General features: G+C 46.7%; 18 protein-coding genes, 2 tRNA genes and 1 rRNA gene. 11 read left to right on the forward strand and 10 right to left on the reverse strand.

Annotation, left to right across the window (positions count from 1 at the left end):
• Together QZW47_RS18955 and QZW47_RS18960 are read right to left on the reverse strand one after the other, a co-directional pair.
• Positions 1-208, reverse strand: a 16S ribosomal RNA gene (locus QZW47_RS18955); the annotation flags it as partial.
• 863 nt (positions 209-1,071) lie between these two features.
• Positions 1,072-2,991: a serine/threonine-protein kinase gene (locus QZW47_RS18960; protein ID WP_293129703.1), complete on the reverse strand. Its 1,920-nt coding sequence runs from the start codon at positions 2,989-2,991 to the stop codon at positions 1,072-1,074.
• Positions 2,992-3,086: 95 nt separating this feature from the next.
• On the opposite strand from QZW47_RS18960, the gene QZW47_RS18965 reads away from it, so the two are divergent.
• The 3 genes from QZW47_RS18965 to QZW47_RS18975 all read left to right on the forward strand — a co-directional run bounded on the left by QZW47_RS18965 (position 3,087) and on the right by QZW47_RS18975 (position 4,548).
• Positions 3,087-3,395, forward strand: coding sequence for a hypothetical protein (locus tag QZW47_RS18965; RefSeq protein ID WP_293129706.1), 309 nt, complete (start codon positions 3,087-3,089; stop codon positions 3,393-3,395).
• 87 nt (positions 3,396-3,482) lie between these two features.
• Complete coding sequence (locus QZW47_RS18970; RefSeq protein WP_293129709.1) at positions 3,483-3,965, forward strand: 2Fe-2S iron-sulfur cluster-binding protein; 483 nt, start codon at positions 3,483-3,485, stop codon at positions 3,963-3,965.
• 112 nt (positions 3,966-4,077) lie between these two features.
• Positions 4,078-4,548 carry a phycobilisome protein gene (locus QZW47_RS18975; protein WP_293129712.1) on the forward strand — a complete coding sequence of 157 codons (471 nt, stop codon included), beginning with the start codon at positions 4,078-4,080 and terminating at the stop codon, positions 4,546-4,548.
• Between the two features lie 110 nt (positions 4,549-4,658).
• Here QZW47_RS18975 and QZW47_RS18980 read toward each other — a convergent pair whose 3' ends face one another.
• The 5 genes from QZW47_RS18980 to QZW47_RS19000 all read right to left on the reverse strand — a co-directional run bounded on the left by QZW47_RS18980 (position 4,659) and on the right by QZW47_RS19000 (position 8,928).
• Positions 4,659-5,825, reverse strand: a complete 1,167-nt coding sequence (locus QZW47_RS18980; RefSeq protein ID WP_293129715.1) for a pentapeptide repeat-containing protein — start codon at positions 5,823-5,825, stop codon at positions 4,659-4,661.
• A gap of 436 nt (positions 5,826-6,261) precedes the next feature.
• Positions 6,262-6,924 (reverse strand): V4R domain-containing protein, encoded by a 663-nt coding sequence (locus QZW47_RS18985; protein ID WP_293129718.1) that lies wholly within the window; start codon positions 6,922-6,924, stop codon positions 6,262-6,264.
• Between the two features lie 236 nt (positions 6,925-7,160).
• The gene (locus QZW47_RS18990) at positions 7,161-7,634 is read right to left on the reverse strand and encodes a phycobilisome protein (RefSeq protein ID WP_293129721.1); all 474 of its coding nucleotides are present in this window, start codon (positions 7,632-7,634) and stop codon (positions 7,161-7,163) included.
• A 230-nt stretch (positions 7,635-7,864) separates the two neighbouring features.
• Complete coding sequence (locus QZW47_RS18995; protein WP_293129724.1) at positions 7,865-8,131, reverse strand: hypothetical protein; 267 nt, start codon at positions 8,129-8,131, stop codon at positions 7,865-7,867.
• 95 nt (positions 8,132-8,226) lie between these two features.
• Positions 8,227-8,928 carry a V4R domain-containing protein gene (locus QZW47_RS19000; protein WP_293129727.1) on the reverse strand — a complete coding sequence of 234 codons (702 nt, stop codon included), beginning with the start codon at positions 8,926-8,928 and terminating at the stop codon, positions 8,227-8,229.
• Positions 8,929-9,217: 289 nt separating this feature from the next.
• Between QZW47_RS19000 and QZW47_RS19005 the strand changes: the two genes are divergently transcribed.
• The 7 genes from QZW47_RS19005 (at position 9,218) to QZW47_RS19035 (ending at position 16,223) form a co-directional block, all read left to right on the forward strand.
• Entirely contained in the window at positions 9,218-11,044 is a 1,827-nt protein-coding gene (locus tag QZW47_RS19005; protein WP_293129730.1) for a caspase family protein, read from the forward strand.
• A gap of 1,355 nt (positions 11,045-12,399) precedes the next feature.
• A complete protein-coding gene (locus QZW47_RS19010) occupies positions 12,400-12,639 on the forward strand; it encodes a hypothetical protein (protein WP_293129733.1) in 240 nt (79 codons plus the stop codon).
• A 772-nt stretch (positions 12,640-13,411) separates the two neighbouring features.
• Positions 13,412-13,663 (forward strand): TIGR02450 family Trp-rich protein, encoded by a 252-nt coding sequence (locus tag QZW47_RS19015; RefSeq protein ID WP_293129736.1) that lies wholly within the window; start codon positions 13,412-13,414, stop codon positions 13,661-13,663.
• A gap of 54 nt (positions 13,664-13,717) precedes the next feature.
• On the forward strand, positions 13,718-13,846 hold the full coding sequence (locus tag QZW47_RS19020; RefSeq protein ID WP_293129739.1) for a hypothetical protein: 129 nt from the start codon (positions 13,718-13,720) through the stop codon (positions 13,844-13,846).
• A 113-nt stretch (positions 13,847-13,959) separates the two neighbouring features.
• Positions 13,960-14,811, forward strand: coding sequence for an ABC transporter ATP-binding protein (locus QZW47_RS19025; protein WP_293129742.1), 852 nt, complete (start codon positions 13,960-13,962; stop codon positions 14,809-14,811).
• A gap of 506 nt (positions 14,812-15,317) precedes the next feature.
• Complete coding sequence (scpB, locus tag QZW47_RS19030; RefSeq protein WP_293129745.1) at positions 15,318-15,833, forward strand: SMC-Scp complex subunit ScpB; 516 nt, start codon at positions 15,318-15,320, stop codon at positions 15,831-15,833.
• A gap of 42 nt (positions 15,834-15,875) precedes the next feature.
• Complete coding sequence (locus QZW47_RS19035; protein WP_293129748.1) at positions 15,876-16,223, forward strand: DUF760 domain-containing protein; 348 nt, start codon at positions 15,876-15,878, stop codon at positions 16,221-16,223.
• A gap of 201 nt (positions 16,224-16,424) precedes the next feature.
• Here QZW47_RS19035 and QZW47_RS19040 read toward each other — a convergent pair whose 3' ends face one another.
• The gene (locus QZW47_RS19040; RefSeq protein ID WP_293129751.1) at positions 16,425-17,642 is read right to left on the reverse strand and encodes an HhoA/HhoB/HtrA family serine endopeptidase; all 1,218 of its coding nucleotides are present in this window, start codon (positions 17,640-17,642) and stop codon (positions 16,425-16,427) included.
• Between the two features lie 314 nt (positions 17,643-17,956).
• Here QZW47_RS19040 and QZW47_RS19045 point away from each other — a divergent pair, with 314 nt between their 5' ends.
• Complete coding sequence (locus QZW47_RS19045) at positions 17,957-18,118, forward strand: hypothetical protein (RefSeq protein WP_293129754.1); 162 nt, start codon at positions 17,957-17,959, stop codon at positions 18,116-18,118.
• 101 nt (positions 18,119-18,219) lie between these two features.
• On the opposite strand, the gene QZW47_RS19050 is transcribed toward QZW47_RS19045, so the two are convergent.
• Positions 18,220-18,291, reverse strand: a tRNA-Thr gene (locus QZW47_RS19050).
• A 71-nt stretch (positions 18,292-18,362) separates the two neighbouring features.
• A tRNA-Tyr gene (locus QZW47_RS19055) sits at positions 18,363-18,447 on the reverse strand.
• Between the last annotated feature and the right edge of the window lie 184 nt (positions 18,448-18,631).

Here is an 18,631-nt window from a genome sequence, read left to right on the forward strand (position 1 = left end):
ACGCGAGCTCTTCTTCAGGCTATAAATATTTGCCTTTTCAGTACATCGGGGGTTAGCAGTCGTTTCCAACTGTTGTCTCCGTCCTGAAGGTAGATTCTCACGCGTTACTCACCCGTCCGCCACTAAAGTATTTCTACTTCCGTTCGACTTGCATGTGTTAAGCAGACCGCCAGCGTTCATCCTGAGCCAGGATCAAACTCTCCGTGTTGGATTGTTTTTTTTGGCTTAGAGTCAAGGTCTCAGAGTTTTGCATTTCTGCTTGCTCTTGCCCTTGACTTTTTTCTCGTTGTTTGTGATATTAAGTATCAGCGATGCTTTTACTCTCAATCCTTCATTTTTTTGACGAGGTTAATAGTGCTTTAAGCTTTCAAACTATTCTTTTTTCTAGGTTCAGTTTTTCTGTGCCTTAAGTCCGCGGTGTGAACCGCCTTCTCTCTGGCGCTTTATTAATATACTTATTTCGCAAGGGGTTGTCAAGCGTTTTGCGAAAATAATTTTGAGTTTTTTTGAAGGCTATACACCGTAGGGGTTTGAGCTGTTAATGGATGCTCCGGTCTCCGATCGCCCACTTTTCTTTAGGGGTTGGGGCTGCTTTTTGACCGGGAAAGGGGGTTTTTGGTAGCGGTCTGTCATGAAGGGTAGGTAGAATCCTTCAGAGGTGAAAGATGATGCGGGTTACTCAGAGGTAAGGCTTTCCTTAGGGTGTGAGGCTCGATCGCCCGCTGCGCCACCAGACAGTCTCGTGATTGCTGAATCCGAGTCATATATATAAGTAGTGTCTGCATTCGCTAGACTTGACGCTCAAGAAGGTTGCGTAGGTCATCGATCCGCCTGATAGATCGCCCGCGTGCAAGTCCTTGCTGCATCAATCGCCCGCGTACAAGTCCTCGCTCCCTAACAAGGAACAGTTCCGACAACCCCGCTCAGGTACTATAATTCGCCTCACGGTTCGGGCCTGTGTCCAAAAGAACTCAAAGCCCAGACGCAAGATCGATCGCCCGCAACTACACTCTCGTTAATTACAGCAACCCCCACACACCTTCAGTTACCCCAGCGATCTGCCTTTGAGGCTCATCGCGAATTAGTCTCCTCAACATCTACATCTAAAAAGTGCAAGTGAGTCTCGGACTCAGTATTGGCAGCAATCACCAAACCAGTATTTCCCCAGGGGGCGATCGCCCCTTGTGCGACGGGGCTGCTAAAATTGCCTACTTGAATCCCTTGACTGTTTAAAACGAGAATCTGCCCCGCAACATCAGCCACAACCCATCCCCAATTAGTCACACAAGCAGACACGGGCAAACTTTCAAGGGGAATTCGCGCTACCTTGAGCGGCCACAATTTCATCAACAGCACCGCCGCTTTGCCACCTTGGGGAATTCCCAGCAAAGTATAAGGCTCAGGTGTCAACAGCATCTGTCCGATGCTCGCCGACAACCGTACAGAACCCACTGGCGTGCCGCGGCGAGTGTAAACTCTAAAAATAGTTTGGGGATTTTTGGGTTCGTTGTCCGGCCAAACTGCTAAAACGTGTCGCCGATCCAAAAACATTAATTCTGGTAAATAATGTTCCGGTAACGGCACAGTCGCGATCGGCTTCAGGGCTTTTTCTCGATCGCCCGCAGCGCCTAGCGCAGCTAAAGCATAAAAACGCAGTTCCCCCGGAACAGCTACTGTCAACCAGCGGCCGTCAGAATCAACAGCAGCTTTAAAAGCATCGGGGCCTTGCCTTAAACCAATATCAAGCAAGCACTGAGGCTCCCAAGAGCTATAGTTGAGCCAGTATAGTTTTTGCTGAGTGAGAACGCAGCAGCCACCGGCAGCAGGTAGAATGCCGCGTACGGTCTCCGGCATTAAGATAGAAGTCGGCATTTCTGCTGTAACCGGCTGTTTTCCCGGCTGACACCAAACCTTCACCTCATTACGTACAGCAGCGTAGAGATAATTTTCAGTGGCAATTAAAGCCGTCAGCGGTGCAGGAAGTATCAGCGGCTTGGGCTGCGAAGCCGAATAGCGCACAGTCCGAAGTAAATTAATAGTCGGTTTTGATGCTCTTTCATCTTCAACTTCCTGCAAAGACTCAGTTTCCGGATTCGGAGTTTTAGCGCCGCTCGTTGCCAGGTTTTCCCAAGGAACAATGCAGTCCCCCAATTGCCTGACAGCAGGATCGTACATGATCAGCCGCAGAGCTTGAGCCATTTGGGAAGCACTGGCAAAACGGCGGGCTGGCAGCTTTTCCAAGGATTTTTTGACTATTGCTTGTAAAGGTTCGGGGATGGCGTCGGGAAGTTGCAAGCGTTGATTCAGATGTGCCCATCTCAAGTCCCCGGGGGTGCCGCCGAAAGGGCGGTAGCCCATTAGCAACTCAAACAGCAGAATTCCCACTGCATATATATCTGACATGGGGGAATAAAGACCGTAAAACCGCTCTGGGGCCATGTAAGCGGGGGAACCTACGGTAGCGTCGGGAGAAATTTCTTGGTGGAGGCGAGTTGTACCGATTTCTGGCAGCCTGCGCGCGATACCAAAGTCAGACAGCCTGGGGGACCAACCTTTGGAGCCTAGAGTTAGGAGGATATTTTCGGGTTTGATGTCGCAGTGAACTACACCTCGGCGGTGGGCGTAGTCTAAGCCTGCTAAAAGTTCCATGACTAGCTGCAAACCTTCGAGCAGCCGCAACGGGCGGTCTTGTTTGAGCAAGTTGCGGAGGGTTCCTCCCTCGCAGTAGTCCATCACCAAGTACCTGCCTGTAGCTGTGTGTTCTAGAGCTCGGCACGTTACTATGTTGGCGTGCTGCAAGGTGATCAGAAACCACAACTCTCGCAAGAATTCGCTCGTTGGGGCTTTTTGATGGCTGAGTTCTTTGAGAGCAACCAGTTGGCTGGTAAGACGGGAGTCCTTAGCTGGACTTTCTCGAACGCTGGCACAAAAGACTCGACCAAATTGCCCTTGTCCGACTAGCCCTAAAATGCGGTACTTAGAATGTTGCATCAGTCTAATTATAGGAAATGCTTGAGCTAGTATTAAAATATGTAAAGAATTCTGACAAAAATTCAATTTTTTGAATCGATCGCCAGGTACAGCCTATGTTATCTCAGGTTCACTCTCAGCCTCGCACGAGCGATCGCACCGTCGCACCTACTAAAATCCTAGAGTTTCGGAGTCAATATCAATCTTGCCGGATTCGGGTGCCGGATCTGGAACTACCTGTGGCTGCTATTTTAGTCGATCGCGAGTATTACAGTTTTTTCAAGGCTGTCCAAGAACCCTCTAAGGTTTTAGCCATCGTGGCAAAGCTGGGGAATCGGGGCGACTCAACAGCGATTACCAAAACAGCTAGCGGTTATGCAATCTGGGTTCTAGAACCCGAAGCCGACGCCCTGAAGCCATCTTAACTTTTTTGAGTGAAGACCGAAAATTGTTTTAGCTCTCAAAATCTCACGCTTGCTAGCATATAGAACTCGACAAAATGAAAAATCAATATGGTTAAAATTATTAGACTAGATCCAATTGCTGAAGAAATGGCAGTGGAAACCCGATCGAATATCCTGGCTGCTTTACTTTCCAAAGACTTAGACGTTCTTAAAGAATGCGGCGGGCGGGGAATGTGTGCTACCTGCCACGTTTACATTAAAGAGGGTATGCAAGGCTTGTCGGACATGAACCGCCGGGAGAGGAGGACGCTCGAAGTCATTACTACAGCTAAAGCCAATTCGCGACTTGCTTGTCAGGCTCAAATCATGGGCGAGGGTGTGGTTGTACAGATACCTGCGGGGATGTACATTAATGCTATTGAAAATGTAGAAGCTCTGATTGGCCGTCGGGCGCAGCAAGATTTGTTGCACCCAATTACGGGTCAAGTGGTTGTGGAATCGGGAAAGTTGATCACTCGTTCGATCGTTACACAGCTTAATGAAACCCGCTTCCAAGTAGGACAGTATTTAGTTCGGACTAAAGAAGCTTGAACTATCAACGCCAATTATTAATATAGTTGCGGATGGGGGGATGGGGCGCCAATTCAGTTAAAACTTGATATGTTGGATTTGAACTGATTGTTGCCCAAAAGAAAAAAGTCATATGTTGAGCCAACTTGCACGTTTGAGCACGGAAGCAGACGGACGCTACGCCACCGCTGACGAGCTCCAATTTTTGAAAGACTATTTTCAGTCTTTGAATCACCGGATAAGTGCTTATAAAAAACTTCAAGCCTCTGAAAAAGAAATTATTCGGCAAGTAGAAGCACAAATGCAATCTCTAGATCCGAGTTTATTTCGCCGCGGCTCTCAAGATGTGACGGCTAAGTGGCGCGTCGATGCTGTGCGCGTGTTGAGGCATTCGGCGACAGCACTGTTAATTAATGATACTGAACGGTTGCGCGATCGGCTGCTGCTTTGGTTTCAAACTATTTTAGGCGCTTTTCAAGCTCGAAATAGTTCTGCCGTAACCTACGATGTGATGAAAAAGGTACTCAAACAATATCTGACTGCTGAAGAAGTCAGCCTATTTTTTCCAATTCTCGACATCAACCGCACTGTACTCGGCAAATAATCGACGAGGATGTGATACCATTCGAGATTTTTGACGGGAATGACTGATTGTATCCAAGGTTGGAACAGGGGGCGACAGTTAGTAGATTATTTTGGGGAACTGGTATCATCTTAACGGTGATAAATTGTGCCGTTAGGAAGAATCGCTCCCATCAATTTCGCTCCTCTCAAATCTGCCTCGCCCAGAATGGCTCCGCGGAGGTTGGCTCCTGTCAAGTCAGCTTTCCGCAAGTTGGCTTTACTCAGGTTAGCTTTGCTCAAGTCAATTTCATGTAGGCAAGAATTAGAAAGGTTGGCATTGATCAGGTAAGCCCCGCTCAAGTTAGCTTTGCTGAGGTTAGCGCCGCTCAAGTTAGCTTCCATCAGATAAGCACCGCTCAAGTTAGCTTCGGTTAATAATGCCTCCGCCATGTTGATTCCCGTTAAAAGTTTGCGGCTCAAGTCTACACCACCCAAATCTGCCCCGCTGAGGTTGACACCGCTTAAGTGGCAGCCATTCAAACTAATCTTTCTGAGGTAGGTTTTGCTCAGGTCTGCTTTGCACAAATTAGCTCTGTCCAAGCAAGCTTCGCTGAGGTCTGATTCGCTCAAACACGCGCCGTTTAAATAGGCTTGATTGAGGTTAGCTCGCCTGAGGTTAGCTTTCAACAAGTTGGCTTTGCTGATGTTGGTTTTCGTTAAGTTGGCTCCGGCTAGGTTGGCTTTAGACAATTCGGCGCCGATAAGCTGTGCTTCGGTCAAGTCTGCGTCTTTGAGATTCGCTAGAGTCAAGTCTGCATATTTCAAGTTTGCCCCGCTGAGATTGGCTTTAATCAGATAGGCTTTACTGAGATTTGTCTCGCCCAGATCGGCTTTGGTAAGGTTGGCGGTGCTCATGTCTGCTCCGATGAGATTTGCCTTGAAGAGAATGGCTCCAGTTAGGTTAGCCCAGTTAAGGTGAGATCCGGCTAGGTTGGCGTCTGTGAGATTGGCTGCTGTGAGATTGGCTCCGCTGAGACTGGCTGCCATCAGGTTGGCGCCGGTCAGATTTGCTCCGCTGAGGTCTGCTTTGCTGAGATTTGCTCGACTCAGATGGGCTTTGGTGAGGTCGGCTTGACTGAGGTTGGCGCCGATTAAGTAGGGTCGGTGCTGGTGCTCGTTGAGGTTTGCTAAACGTAGAGTTGGGGCATCGCTGGAACGGTATAAATCGATCGGACTCAACACAATGCCGCGCAGGTTTGCCTGTCTAAAGTCTCTTTCGCCTGCTGCATATCGATTTAGAAGTTCATTGGCGTCCATTAAGTTCGAGCAAAAAGTTTGAAGTTGTGATATTTTTATATTTTTGGGAGTTACTCTGGTAAGTTAAGAATTTTAGAGCTGCGAGTTTCGATTTTTTTATAGCTAAAACCCTTTTAAAAACTGGTAGCTTTTTGATAATTTAACTCACTATTTTGATAGTATGGTAGCTGTAATGGTTGCGGGACAATCTATCTGATACCTGTATTCCAAAAAATTAACTTTAGGCCTGTGTTCCCGACCATAGGCGTAATCATACCATGTCCGCTCAATTCCGGGCAATTTGCATAGGTTTGTAGTGAGAACTAAAGTCCTCAGTGCCAAATAATTTTATTATTATAGTCGTTTTCTTTCGACAGGTTCTGTCATTTCCGTCTAAAATTTAAAATCAAGAATGGTTTGACAGCTATTAACAACATATTAATAGCTGTCAAACAACTCAACTTTTTTGGCAAAGTTGACTGAGAATCGCTTCGTGATCTTGTCCTTCTTCGACCAGAGAATCTGCTAGTTGGAGGCGATCGCGCAGCCCTAAAATAAAGCGGTTGCAGTCGGCACCCAAGGATTCGCAGGACGTTTGGATGCAGTGCAGTTCTCGACCTGTAAGCTGACTGAAGAAGGAACTTAAGATGCCTGCTTCTAGAAAACAGGCGGGTCGCTTCGATTTTGGAGCTGTTTTAGCAAACAGAGAGTTGCCAATTTTTACTATTAAAAATCCCTGGTCGGAGTGGCTGGGGTCAAAATCAAATGTACCCCAGCCGTGAGTTTTCCAGCACTGTTGCAAAGACTGAAGAAATTCTACCATTTCCATTTCGGAAACTGGCTGACCGTAGTATTCGCTGACTTCTTCACAAAAACGCACGTAGAAGTTTTTCCCCCACCAGCGACCGCAGTTGAAAAGCACGAGGCGGGATGCTTGGCCGGTTTCTTGTTCTAAACCGATATAAATGGCTTGAATAAGGGTTTCTGGCAGTGCTATGAGCCGATCGCCCCGGCGGTTTTCCAGCAGACCTAGTTCGAGGTCGCCTCGGACGTAGGCATCGCTGGCAAAGTAGTTTCCAGGGAGTCGGGGCTGTTTGAGCAAGTCGGCAATATTAATCATCGGTAATCGTTAATCGGGAATTGGGATGTTGAAGGAAGAAGGAAGTTTGGCAACGAGCGAGGTACGGGATGTAACGGATAGAAAAAAAATGTAAATTCTAGTCGTTCTTCTAGATGATTGGTAATTGGTAATTTCCCAAAAAATAGCGGTATGGGTTAATTTGAAAATGATATTTTTAGTGATAACTCATAATTTACCTTGTCTAAATTACCACTTTTTTGATTAATTACCCTTGCCTATTCTTGAGCATTGCTGTCAACAATCATGGACTTTGCTTGGTCTAAAAATGGTTGCAATATAGCCCTAGCTTGCTCCGAAAGCAATTCTTTTAAACGAGTTTCCAGCAGAGTGCAAACAGTTGCTTCGACTTTTTGAGTTTGGTGGGCTTCGACTATGCCAGAAACCCAGTCTTGGAGTCGCTGTTCTAGAAAATTTAGATCGTTGAGCAGCATCGCCATAGCGCAGTACCGCAAGACTAATACCCAGTGTTTGAGCGATCGTTCTAAGGTTTCTTCTTTTTGGTTAGGGAAGCTTTCTTGTAGCTTATTGGCTACTGGTTGGAAGATGGTTGCTTCCTTCTCTCGCAAAAATTCGTAAATTTTCAAGCGCTGGGCAAGGGTTGCAGCTTGACGCTTAAAAGCTATGATTTCTTCGCCTTTTAGAAAGCGGGTTTCTGCCTGATCCAGCAGCGCCTCAATCTCAGGGTGCATGATTTTAACTAATTGGTAATTGATAAAAGGAAGGAAGGAAGAAGGAAGAAGGAAGAAGGAAGAAGGAAGATGGTAGATGGAAGATGGTAGATGGAAGATGGTAGATTGTAGAAGAAAGAAGGAAGATGATAGAACGAAGATGGTAGAACGAAGATAGTAGATGGTAGATGGAAGAAGGAAGAAAGAGGATGAGAGACAGCCCTATTTTTTGTTTTGGATTTCCACAAAAATTAGAAGAGGTCAAATAAATCGTCAATAGTGACTTCTGCTGGTTCAGAAATAGAAATTGCTGGCAAGGGTGGCGGTAGGGGTAAGGCGCCCACTTCGGGAATTCCTTCCCAAGAAATAGCTTGAAAAAAGTCTGCTACTGGCCGGGTTAAAGTCAGCACTTGACTGTGGGTTGAGCCATTTTCGGTTTCTAAAGGTTTTCCCAGCCAATTATAGTAACCAAAGAAGTCTTGGACAGACTTGTCCAACCATGAAGTTTGACTTTTCATCTTTCTTCCTGCCTGGAGAACCCCACGATTGAGTTTCGCACTGGCGAAATTAGTGGGAGGAAAGGCAGGGCAGGGGATGTGCCTTTCCAGGTTGTTTATCGCAATATTTCACCGTGTTGCAGTCGATTTTGAATATCGCGGGCGTTGGCACCTTCGTTGAGCCAAAATGCTGCTGCATCAATTTTATCTGGGTTGCCGAGGAGGAATTTACAATAGGTTTCTCCCATCGAATAACATTGGAGTTCTATACAACTCAGAGGCTTTTTGACTAGAGCTCCGAAGAAACCGGCGAACAATCCGGCGTATAGGTGACAAACTGGTTTACCTACATCGCCTAAGGTACGAGCAACTGCTGAGTCAAAGAGGTTGATGAAGATGCAGCCGTGTTTGCGATCGCTCATGTCAACTTCCCAGCGTCCCCAACCTTGAGCAGTGAAAGGCCACCACCAAGTTTCTAGCAGAAACATCAGATTCGACTGGCGAATGTTCTGGCTGAATTCGGCGCTAAACCATTTTTGAAAGAATTCGGAATCTTGCAGCCCCCACTGGCAACCAATAGTATACATGATGACAGAGGAAGCCGGGCCTACTTCTTCTTCGAGTCCCTCCACCAAACCGATAATGAAGTCTTCGCTGGTAAAAATGTTGCGCGACTCATTCCAGTCCTTAATTGTACCAATCTGGCGATCGAAGGCAAAAAAGTCCTGAAACCTATAATGGTTGTGACTTTTAGGATACTTTTGCTTCAGTAGCGATTCGCTGCCGACGGAGATTTCTTTTTGGGCGGTAGAGACCATTGGCGGGTTACTCCTATTTTGTGTAGTTTGCGGAAAATTAGGTTCACATAGAACAAATAGACCGGCCTGTGTATTCAATTTAACGTCATTTTTCTGAATGCAGGCACAGAGATATTTTTTTTCTTCTATATAAAAAATGCCCGTTTTACAGCCCTCCATTAGGGCGATGGTTGGGACTTCTACCTAGGGACAACAGCTATCTGACTGCTGGCGAAAGTGGGTATAACGTTAAACGACTATGTGTTATCGTTTTGTGCAAGCTGTCCACTATATATATAGGGCATATGGGATGAAACATCACGCTTGTATTGCAATAGGGATCAATCAATATCAGTTACTCCAGCCTTTGAGTTATGCCCAGGAGGATGCAGAAGCACTGCACACTTTTTTGGTTGAGGAGGCGGGTTTTGCGACGGATGGATGTCTGCTGATGACCGATAGCTCGCCATCGCTGTGGGGTCAATCTACGTATCCGAATCGGGAAAATATTTTGAGGTTGACTCAAAGCCTGTGCAGGGATCACTTGCAACAGGGAGATTTACTCTGGTGTTTTTTTAGCGGCTACGGTGTCAGCTATGAAGGTAAGGATTATTTGATGCCGGTTGACGGGAATCCGGCTGACATTCAGGGTACGGGGATTCCGGTGGAGTTGTTGTTGAATACTCTGAAAAACGCTCCTACCGAAACGGTGTTGGTGCTGGTAGATATGAACCGCAGCCAGATTGTGAAAGCGGGGGAAACGATCGGCACTCAAACGGCCGAGCTGGCGCGAGAACTGGAAATCCCGACGGTGCTTTCTTGCCGCCCAAATCAAGTTTCACGGGAAACTTCGGCTTTGCGTCAAGGATTTTTTACGACAGCGCTTTTAGAGGGGTTGCGATCGGGACAGTGTTTGACGATTAAGGGTTTAGACCGTTTTTTGAGCGATCGGCTCCCGGAACTGTGCGACCATCATTTGCGCCCGAAACAACAACCTTTGATGGTGGTCAATCCTCCAGGAAAGACTCATTTGGTGATTTTGCCGGATGCTGTTGGGGTGCCGGCTGCTGCGTTGGCCGGACGCAACGGGAATATGACAGTTGGTGCGGCCGAGGGGATCGAACACCCGCAAATGGTGGCGGCACAGGCTCGCACGGATTTGCCTGAAGCTACTCGCAACGCGGTTGATGCGCCGGTGCAGAAGCCGCCGCTTGATCGGTCGAATGCTGTCGCGCCGGATGGTGGGGGCGATCGACCGAACTTGCCGCCTCGGGAGGATGTCGATAGCGCGGGTTCTGACAAATCGTTTGTACAGCAGCTAATTTTGTGGAGTGGAGCTACGGCTTTGGTGTTGCTGTTGGGTGTTTTTGTCACCAACAGATCGATTTTTATGGGTCAGCAGGAAGGAGACCCCCGATCGCCTGCTGAGAATGCTCAAAACCCAGGTCTGCAAAACTCTGCTGGTGGTGGAGTGCCAAACCAACCGCGGGCGGTGCAAGCAGGGAGTGGAACCAAGCAGGCGCCGTCGAGCCAGCAGGTATGGGCTGAGGCGAAAACTTTCCTCAAGGGTGGTTCGGCTTCTAGTTTTAATAGAGCGGTGGTTAAGGCTAGAACGATTCCGCCTAGCGATCCGTTCTACCCGCGGGCTCAGGAGGATATTGAGCGCTGGAGTTTGACGATTTTGGATATAGCTAACGGGCGGGCTGCTCGGGGCGATTATCAGGGGGCGATCGGCGCGGCTAAATTGATGCCTGATGTAAATAAGGCGGTTTACAATCAGTCGAAAGAGGCGATCGCTCAGTGGGATAATTTAGCCAAAGAGCAGCAAGTAAATGCTACTTTGCTATCGGCGGCGAAGAGTCAAATTAAGCGCGGGGCAGCCTCATCTTACAGTAAAGGCATCCAGCAAGCGAATAAAATTAAGCCCGGTCAGCCCAAGTATGAAGAAGCACAGCAGTTGATTGGAGAGTGGAGCGACACGATTCTGAAAATTGCTCAGTTGCGGAGTTCTCAGGGAAGGCTGAAAGAGGCTGTTGAAGCTGCTTCGCTGGTGCCGTCTGGTACCAAGAGTTATCAGACAGCACAGGCGGCGATCGCCACTTGGAAAACTAAGCTGCAACGCCAGAAAAAAGGTTGATTGAGTTGATAATTTCCCGGCTTCCCACCGGGAAATTATCTTAGGTATAAAGTTCTGATCAGATCCGTAGCTCGCTCCCTACCTCTTAACACTTCAATATAAGAGCGATACATCCAATTTGTTAAAGCAATAACTTCAGGCACCATTTTCCCTCCCCACAGCCAGCTTCAGGCGATTTAATCTGTCTGGTCGATGCGTTTTTGGAGAATTAAAGCTCTCCTAGCTCCGGGTTGATTAATATCTTTAAACCAGATACCCGATCTCGATAAACCTGCCAGTCCTAAGTCAAAAACCTGGTTTTTTGACCGCAAGGATGGCTGGCTAGATATTTTCTGCCTAAAAATCACTAACAAAATTTTCAATAAAGTTTAGATATTAAGTAATAAAAATTTGGTGCTTTATTACTTAAGGTTATCAAGTTAAGTAATATGAGATATAAACTTTATTGACTAAAAGATTGGGATAGATAACTTCTATTCACCACCCCGACGCAGACAAAATCCCCACTTTTCAGGTGACGGGCCAGGGATTACCGCATTAATTTTTTTGACTGATATTTTGGGTTGTTAGGAACGAGTAATAGATGGAATACTTGGAGAAATTATGCGGTTTTTACATTGTGAGGATAAACTGCTCTGTTATAAATTATACAAAATGAGCAGTTGCTGGTAATTCTCCTGTGCGATCGTTCCCAATTAATTCCCAAAACAGATTCACCACTACGGAGCGCAAAATTTCGGGATTCGCCAAGTGCAAGTTTTGGTTGGCGCGGACATCATCAAGCTGTCCTAATTAACACCAACCAGGGATTTGCAACAAAAACAAAAAATATATGATTGACAAAAAACAATCAAAACTTGCTGGCTGATGGTAGCCCACGTAACAATACGTATACCTGAAGTTATAGGCGACAGCCGGCACTAGGGACGGATTGAAATTAATAGGGTGATTTGAGAGTGTGTGCGTGTCAAGGGGGCGATCGAACAGGAATGTTCGGCGATCGATCCCTTCCCAATGGGGGAGGCTAAAACCTAGGAAACCAAGGATCGGGAGACAATGCTGAACTTTCGGACTATAGGAAAGTAGCTTTAGCACTAAACTCTGCATTATTGTGGGAGGTGCGCCAAATTTGTAACAGTTCTTAACTATGAATAATTATGGCAAAACTGCTAGCATAGTGACACTTTTGCTAGCAAAAACAGATAAAGTAAATAAAGTTGGCTAGCTCTAGACGCCCCGATCCCCATATAGGGGATGTTGAATCAATTTGATTCGTACCAAGTGCTTTTAGAGTTACAATTGGAATCAAAGCATCGCTATTTAACTGAGTTCTTTAGTTACTTTTACTTTCAGCTATGAACGTGGATTTTATCAAAGCCCAAGTCAGGTTGCTACAGGGTGCAAGTTCATCGGAGCGAGAAACCCTGATTAAAAACATCGGCGTCTGTGCAGGCGTGATCAGACCCGGAGAGTACGTGACTCCACAGCGGAAGCACGCCATCACTCTCTGGCTGCAAACAAATGCGGTGCGGCTCCGGCTTCCCCAACTTCCTTTGGATTTATCGGGTCAAAAGCCTTCACACGGAAGTAATTAAGGACTAGCGACTTCCATCACATAAATTAGTCAATCTTGCTTAAAAGTGCTTTTTTATTGAGCTGTACGGCATCAATAAGACACAATTGAGATTGAAAAAATGTTTCTACGGAGAGTTGCGCCCCAAAAAACGCCTGCGGACAACAAGCGGCCGATCGCTCTGGTACCGGCGGGAAGTGAACCCCAAACCTGCTCGCAAAGTAGTTTTGACTGAGTTTCACAGAACGGATTATTGCACACAACTATAACCTGGGTTATTTGCTTTTAGATTTGAGATTCACGATTTAGCTAGTGCTGCATAAATTTGCTATTTGTGGAGCGGCGGAAAAATCAACCCTATTCAATAGGTATAACTAATTACAGGGGCAGTCACTGAACTGCCCTTAATTTTGACCCCCAGGGCGTAACGGCTACCAGTGACAATAAACGCATCTACTTGTGGATAGAGCTTAGCTGTGATGTTAGAGGGAAAGAGCACAGGAGGAGAGTTGACAGTTGACAGTTGACAGTTGACGGTTGACAGAAGAGTCAGCGACCTTTACCTGCAAGGAAGAGGATTGAAGCAACGAAAAGTCTGATTTTAATTTCTCCCTTACAGGGATTGGCTTTAAACCAATTCTTTCTAGTAAGAGTGTGAACCAGGCAACGCTCTTTACCACTAATTGGCTATAAAGGTTGAAATTGGGAGCAATTTTTATTTATGATTAATACCATCAAACAGAACGAGTTATGACAATTAACTTGCTTTCTCATATATTTTTTGTCAAAATACTGTGCCTAAAAAACAAAAATTTCCTTATTTAGTTGGTTCCCGATGGACTTCCCACCAAAAAACTTGGGGCTGGCGCCACTTTCAAGTAGTCAACCGCAAAAACGAAGGTAAATGGGTATTTGCAGAAATGGTGGCATCTTGCGATCCGAATGTCCGTTTTTGGATGAACGCCCAACAGCTTAAAGACCGATCGCTCTGGCAAGCTGGATGGCAGTCTACACAAGAATTAGAGGATTTAGAAGCTGTAGAATAAAAGAAAGTGCTTTGAGGTAAGGCTTGGTAATCGGTCGTAGCAACAGGTAAGATCGTGAAAAAAAAAGTTGTGTTATTGGTGTGTTTGCTAATTAGTGCTGCATTGGGCCGTGCAGTTGGCGAAGAGCCGATCGCAACTCCAGTTCGTTCTAAGACCAATCACCTCTGGGCCGATATTCCATAACCCGCAGCGGACTTGTAAAACCTAGTCCTAGCTTTGGAAGACTTACCCCCGGGTTTTACAAACATACCAGTTGACGCTCTCAATCGATCGCAATAATTGATACCAAAATACCTATGACTGCTGCTGTTTCCCTGCAAAATGCCTGCAAAATATACAATAAAATCCCTGTTGTCAATGACCTTTCGTTCGCGATTGAATCCGGAGAAATGTTCGGGCTGCTGGGCCCCAACGGTGCTGGAAAATCGACGACTATTCGGATGCTGACTACCCTGACTAAACCCAGCAGCGGTCAAATTGAGGTAGCTGGATATGACGTGATGCGCCAAAGCTTGCAAGTGAAACAGTCTATCGGCGTTGTGCTCCAACAAACCAGCGTTGATACTGAGCTTTCAGTCTGGGAAAATATGGAGTTTCACGGGCGGATGCACCACATCCCCAACCCGAAACGGCAACAGTTGATTAAACAGTGGTTGGGATATGTAGAATTAACAGAAAGGCGAGATGATTTAGTTAAAACTTTGTCGGGCGGAATGAAGCGGAGATTGCAAATTGCCCGAGCGCTTTTGCACGAGCCGCAAATCTTATTTTTGGATGAACCAACTGTAGGGTTAGACCCGCAAACGCGGCGCCGGTTGTGGGAAATTATTCTAGACTTGAACAAGCAGGGAATGACGATGCTGTTGACGACGCATTATATGGATGAAGTTGAGTATTTGTGCGATCGCATCGGGATTATGGACGGCGGTAAGTTGATTCAATTGGGAACGCTGGCTCAACTGCGACAGGAACACGGTCAAGGATTGGTGATGAAGCAAATAGGCGATCGCTGGGAATACAAGTTTTTTCCGACTTTGGAAGCAGCTAATTTATATCTGGATGCCAAAGAAGATAAGACGGGGATGATGGTTCGTCCTTCTAATTTGGAGGATATTTTTGTAGAACTGACTGGACGACAGTTAGATTGATTGCTAATTGTTGACAGCCAGAATGCGCCAATTTTAACCTGCCAAAATAGGTGATTGCCAATTGAAATTGAAGAATCAGAAATTTGGTAAATAAGTGGTTGAATGTGCTAGTTATAATGCTAAGGTACGCAGTGCAGACCCTGCGGATAGAGGTGCCACGATTGTCATAAAACTGAAAAGTTTTGGTTTAATTACTTTACTGATCGACACTCTCGGTGGTTGGTGTAACCGTTGACAGTTGGCAGTTGATAGTTGACAGTTGACCCAAGAACCCCCAGCTTCGGCTACGCTCAGCTACCGCGCAGTCGTTGGGTTGACACCTACCTCTGGTAAAATGAAGAGGATGAAACAGTGAATAATTTTGTTTTATTTCCCCCTAAAAAGAGGAGGTTTTTAACCCATTATTCTTAGTAAGGAAGAGCTGTTTTTTTTCTTGTGACTTCGGCGCTCTGCTTTCTTTGTAGTCTGTCCGTTCTTCCTTAAATGTTTCAATTACCAATTTTCCAATGACTCGCTTAGCCACAACCATAGAAGCTATACTTTACCTCAAAGGTCAGCCGGTGTCGATCGCAGAAATTTCTGAGATTGCCCAGTGCGATCGCTCCGACGCTGAAGATGCCATTATCGAACTGATGTCTGACTCCGGACGCCGCGACAGTGCCCTAGAAGTCGTGGAAACGCCGACGGGATACAGCCTGCAACTGAGAGAAGAGTTTGCCAGTTTAATGCAAACTTTGATACCTCCAGAATTAGGTGTGGGAGCTTTGCGGACGCTGGCGGCGATCGCCCTCAAAGGCGGCATCGCGCAGCCAGATTTAGTTAATTTGAGGGGTTCAGGAGCTTACCAACAAGTGCAGGAACTGGTGGAAATGGGTTTCGTGCGGAAGCGGAAGCCAACAGAGGGGCGATCGTATTGGCTCCAAGTGACGGATAAGTTTCATCGGTACTTTCAAGTGGATCAACTCCCAAAACAATTGCAAATTGACTTTCAGGCAAATTTGTACCCAAGCAATGACGAGTAGTTTGAAGTAGAATGTAGCAAGCCAGAAATTAAGAATCGCCAAATGGTTTTTCACCCTGACTTTGAAAGTTCCAATGCCCAACAAACCGCAACCAATCCACTTCTGAAGTACCTCCAACACCAATCTCCGGAGGTTCTAGCCCGCATCGCCAAGTCCGCCAGCCCAGAAATCAAAGAGATTATCTCTCACAACGTTCAAGGACTTGTCGGTGTCTTGCCTTCAGACAATTTTAACGTTCAAATTACCACAGACCGCGAAAACTTAGCAGGTTTGCTAGCTTCAGCGATGATGACAGGCTATTTTCTCAGACAAATTGAGCAGAGGATGCAGCTAGAAGAAAATATAGCAAGCACGAGTTCGATTCAACCAAACTCTTCCAAAGAAAAGTAAAAAAATCAACGAGTTCCGGAAGAGAGAAAGATGAAGGTTGTTCAAAAAACAAACAATCCTGAACGGACAGGGAATTAAAAAACCGGGTTTTTAATCACAGACATCCGAGCCATAGAGGGAGGATTTCGATGAAAAAAACCCGGTTTCTGCGTCCAAGACTATCCTGCATGAGATTCATCTTCGCAAAGCTTAGGCTGCTACCTAACCACCGGCGGGGCTACCGGATAAGGGAAAAGCCTCTGGACGTACTTTAAGTTTCTGAACTTGACCAGAACGGTTAATTTCTACTTCGAGTTCTTTGCCCACAGCGGTGTTTTCCACCCGTTCCTGCACGTCTCCGGGGCTGTTAACCGCAATTCCGTCAACTTTTTGAATTACGTCTCCGGCACGCAGGTCGGCTTTTTGAGCGGGGGAATTTTCCACGACTCGCGTCACGGCTACGCCTTTGTCGATCGTAATTTTATTGTCGAACTGTTTGTTAACTTCTGCCTTGGTGGCGGGAGTCAAGCTCAGCATTTGAATGCCGAGATAAGGATGTTCGGCTTTTCCTTTGGCGAATAGCTGGTCGGAGACTCGTTTGGCGGTTTCGATCGGAATTGCAAATCCCAAGCCTTGAGCGTCGGCGCGGATGGCTGTATTGATGCCAATGACTTCGCCTTGGTCGTTGAGCAAAGGGCCACCGGAATTGCCGGGGTTGATGGCGGCGTCGGTTTGGATGAACCGGACTCGCTTGTCGGGGATGCCGACTTGAGAACTGGTTCTACCGGTGGCGCTGATAATGCCCACAGTCACGGTATTGTCGAGACCTAAAGGATTGCCGATCGCGATCGCCCACTGTCCCGGTACAATATTGTCCGATCGACCCAAAGCCACCTGCGGCAATTCCTTACCATTAATTTTCACAACAGCCACATCCGTCAGCGGATCTACGCCCTGCACCTTACCCTCAAACTCGCGGCCGTCTTTGAGAGTCACCTTAACAGTATCCGTCCCCGAGACGACGTGAGCATTAGTCACGATGCGTCCGTCAGGAGTGAGAATAAACCCCGAACCAGTACCGCGCTTGACTCGTTCTTCCGGCTGCGGCAAATTGTCCCCAAAAAACCGGCGAAACAAAGGATTTTTGAAAGCTTCGGGCACTTGATTCGTCACCTTGCTGGATGCGTCAATGCGCACTACAGCCGGGCCGACTTTTTCGGCTGCTTCAGCAATAAAATTGGGATTGGTGCGATCGACTGGGCGATTTTCCTGAATTGGAGGAGACGCATAGGGCGGGATTTGCTGGCGCACCACAGGTAAAACAGATCCGGTTTCTAGATTGTTGGAGTCTTGCAGATAGCGATTCCCCAACCAGCCGATGCCTCCCCCAATTGACAGCAAAGTCACATAAAGGGTCAACTGCTTAAAAGATAAACTCATATTTAACAACTCCGGCTGAATACCTCATCCCCGCAGACACCTTCGGCATCAAGCATTTTTGTCTTGGCGACGGTTCGGAAGCGGGGCGGGGCGTACCGCTTCCTCTCCTAACATAGCTAGGGGCGTCACGGGCAAAAATTGCCTGATTAGCCAAGAGCCACAAAAACTAATAATTCTCATCCTAACTTGGCCGGGGCTGTGATTTACAAGTCACAGCCCCGGCTCAAGCTCTCAAATATACGCTTTCACTAGGCTATATAGTTGTCAATTGCCCGAAATGAATAATTTTTTTTGTACGTAATGACTTTTAAACGTTGATTTGTGGTGATTTCTCCATTCCTCAAGGTCGATCGCCCCTGTTGGGGAAACGGCGGCAAATCTTCCTTCTGGCGCAGCTCGATCGAGCTTTGATCCGAGTGGCGACTGTCTTATTGGGGGCGATGTGTCGATCGAGCCGCCACACTAAAAAACCCTAGGAACAACCTACGGGCGAGATGAGGGAAAAATGAGTGGAAACCGTTAACGAGAGTATTGAGTGAGATTTCTCAATGGCACAGCCATCATGGTTAGAAAAATAAGCCCGTGGCGAGATTTGAACTCGCGACTTCCTCCTTACCAAGGAGGTACTCTACCCCTGAGTTACACGGGCATAAAAGATTAAAAATCCTCAATTAAAGTTTTCAACTTTTAATTTCTAACTTTTAACTTTTATGTGAATTGTGGTGGGCCGGGCTGGATTTGAACCAGCGTAGGCGTAGCCAGCGGATTTACAGTCCGCCCCCATTAACCGCTCGGGCACCGACCCATTTGTACCCACAGTTAAACACCTTAGCACCTTCTTCTGGTTTTGCAACATGATATTTGAAACTCTATTCACTAACAACGGAACGCATAAGTTACATTTATGATTAGCCGCAACATAGAGCTTTCAAGGCTAGGTTCGTAGTGCGGACTTCAGTCCGCAGCTTAAGAACGGACTGAAGTCCGCA

It is taken from the genome of Microcoleus sp. bin38.metabat.b11b12b14.051 (assembly GCF_013299165.1).
GTDB lineage: Bacteria > Cyanobacteriota > Cyanobacteriia > Cyanobacteriales > Microcoleaceae > Microcoleus.

What these genes read in the sequence shown, in the direction of transcription:
- QZW47_RS18985 (WP_293129718.1), bottom strand. Translation starts at nt 6,924, where the DNA reads ATGATTAATATTGCCGACTTGCTCAAACAGCCCCGACTCCCTGGAAAC.
- QZW47_RS19010 (WP_293129733.1), top strand. Translation starts at nt 12,400, where the DNA reads ATGAACGTGGATTTTATCAAAGCCCAAGTCAGGTTGCTACAGGGTGCA.
- QZW47_RS18990 (WP_293129721.1), bottom strand. Translation starts at nt 7,634, where the DNA reads ATGCACCCTGAGATTGAGGCGCTGCTGGATCAGGCAGAAACCCGCTTT.
- QZW47_RS19000 (WP_293129727.1), bottom strand. Translation starts at nt 8,928, where the DNA reads ATGGTCTCTACCGCCCAAAAAGAAATCTCCGTCGGCAGCGAATCGCTA.
- QZW47_RS19035 (WP_293129748.1), top strand. Translation starts at nt 15,876, where the DNA reads ATGGTTTTTCACCCTGACTTTGAAAGTTCCAATGCCCAACAAACCGCA.
- QZW47_RS18975 (WP_293129712.1), top strand. Translation starts at nt 4,078, where the DNA reads ATGTTGAGCCAACTTGCACGTTTGAGCACGGAAGCAGACGGACGCTAC.
- QZW47_RS18970 (WP_293129709.1), top strand. Translation starts at nt 3,483, where the DNA reads ATGGTTAAAATTATTAGACTAGATCCAATTGCTGAAGAAATGGCAGTG.
- QZW47_RS19005 (WP_293129730.1), top strand. Translation starts at nt 9,218, where the DNA reads ATGAAACATCACGCTTGTATTGCAATAGGGATCAATCAATATCAGTTA.
- QZW47_RS19040 (WP_293129751.1), bottom strand. Translation starts at nt 17,642, where the DNA reads ATGAGTTTATCTTTTAAGCAGTTGACCCTTTATGTGACTTTGCTGTCA.
- QZW47_RS18960 (WP_293129703.1), bottom strand. Translation starts at nt 2,991, where the DNA reads ATGCAACATTCTAAGTACCGCATTTTAGGGCTAGTCGGACAAGGGCAA.
- QZW47_RS19025 (WP_293129742.1), top strand. Translation starts at nt 13,960, where the DNA reads ATGACTGCTGCTGTTTCCCTGCAAAATGCCTGCAAAATATACAATAAA.
- QZW47_RS18995 (WP_293129724.1), bottom strand. Translation starts at nt 8,131, where the DNA reads ATGAAAAGTCAAACTTCATGGTTGGACAAGTCTGTCCAAGACTTCTTT.
- scpB (WP_293129745.1), top strand. Translation starts at nt 15,318, where the DNA reads ATGACTCGCTTAGCCACAACCATAGAAGCTATACTTTACCTCAAAGGT.
- QZW47_RS18980 (WP_293129715.1), bottom strand. Translation starts at nt 5,825, where the DNA reads ATGGACGCCAATGAACTTCTAAATCGATATGCAGCAGGCGAAAGAGAC.
- QZW47_RS18965 (WP_293129706.1), top strand. Translation starts at nt 3,087, where the DNA reads ATGTTATCTCAGGTTCACTCTCAGCCTCGCACGAGCGATCGCACCGTC.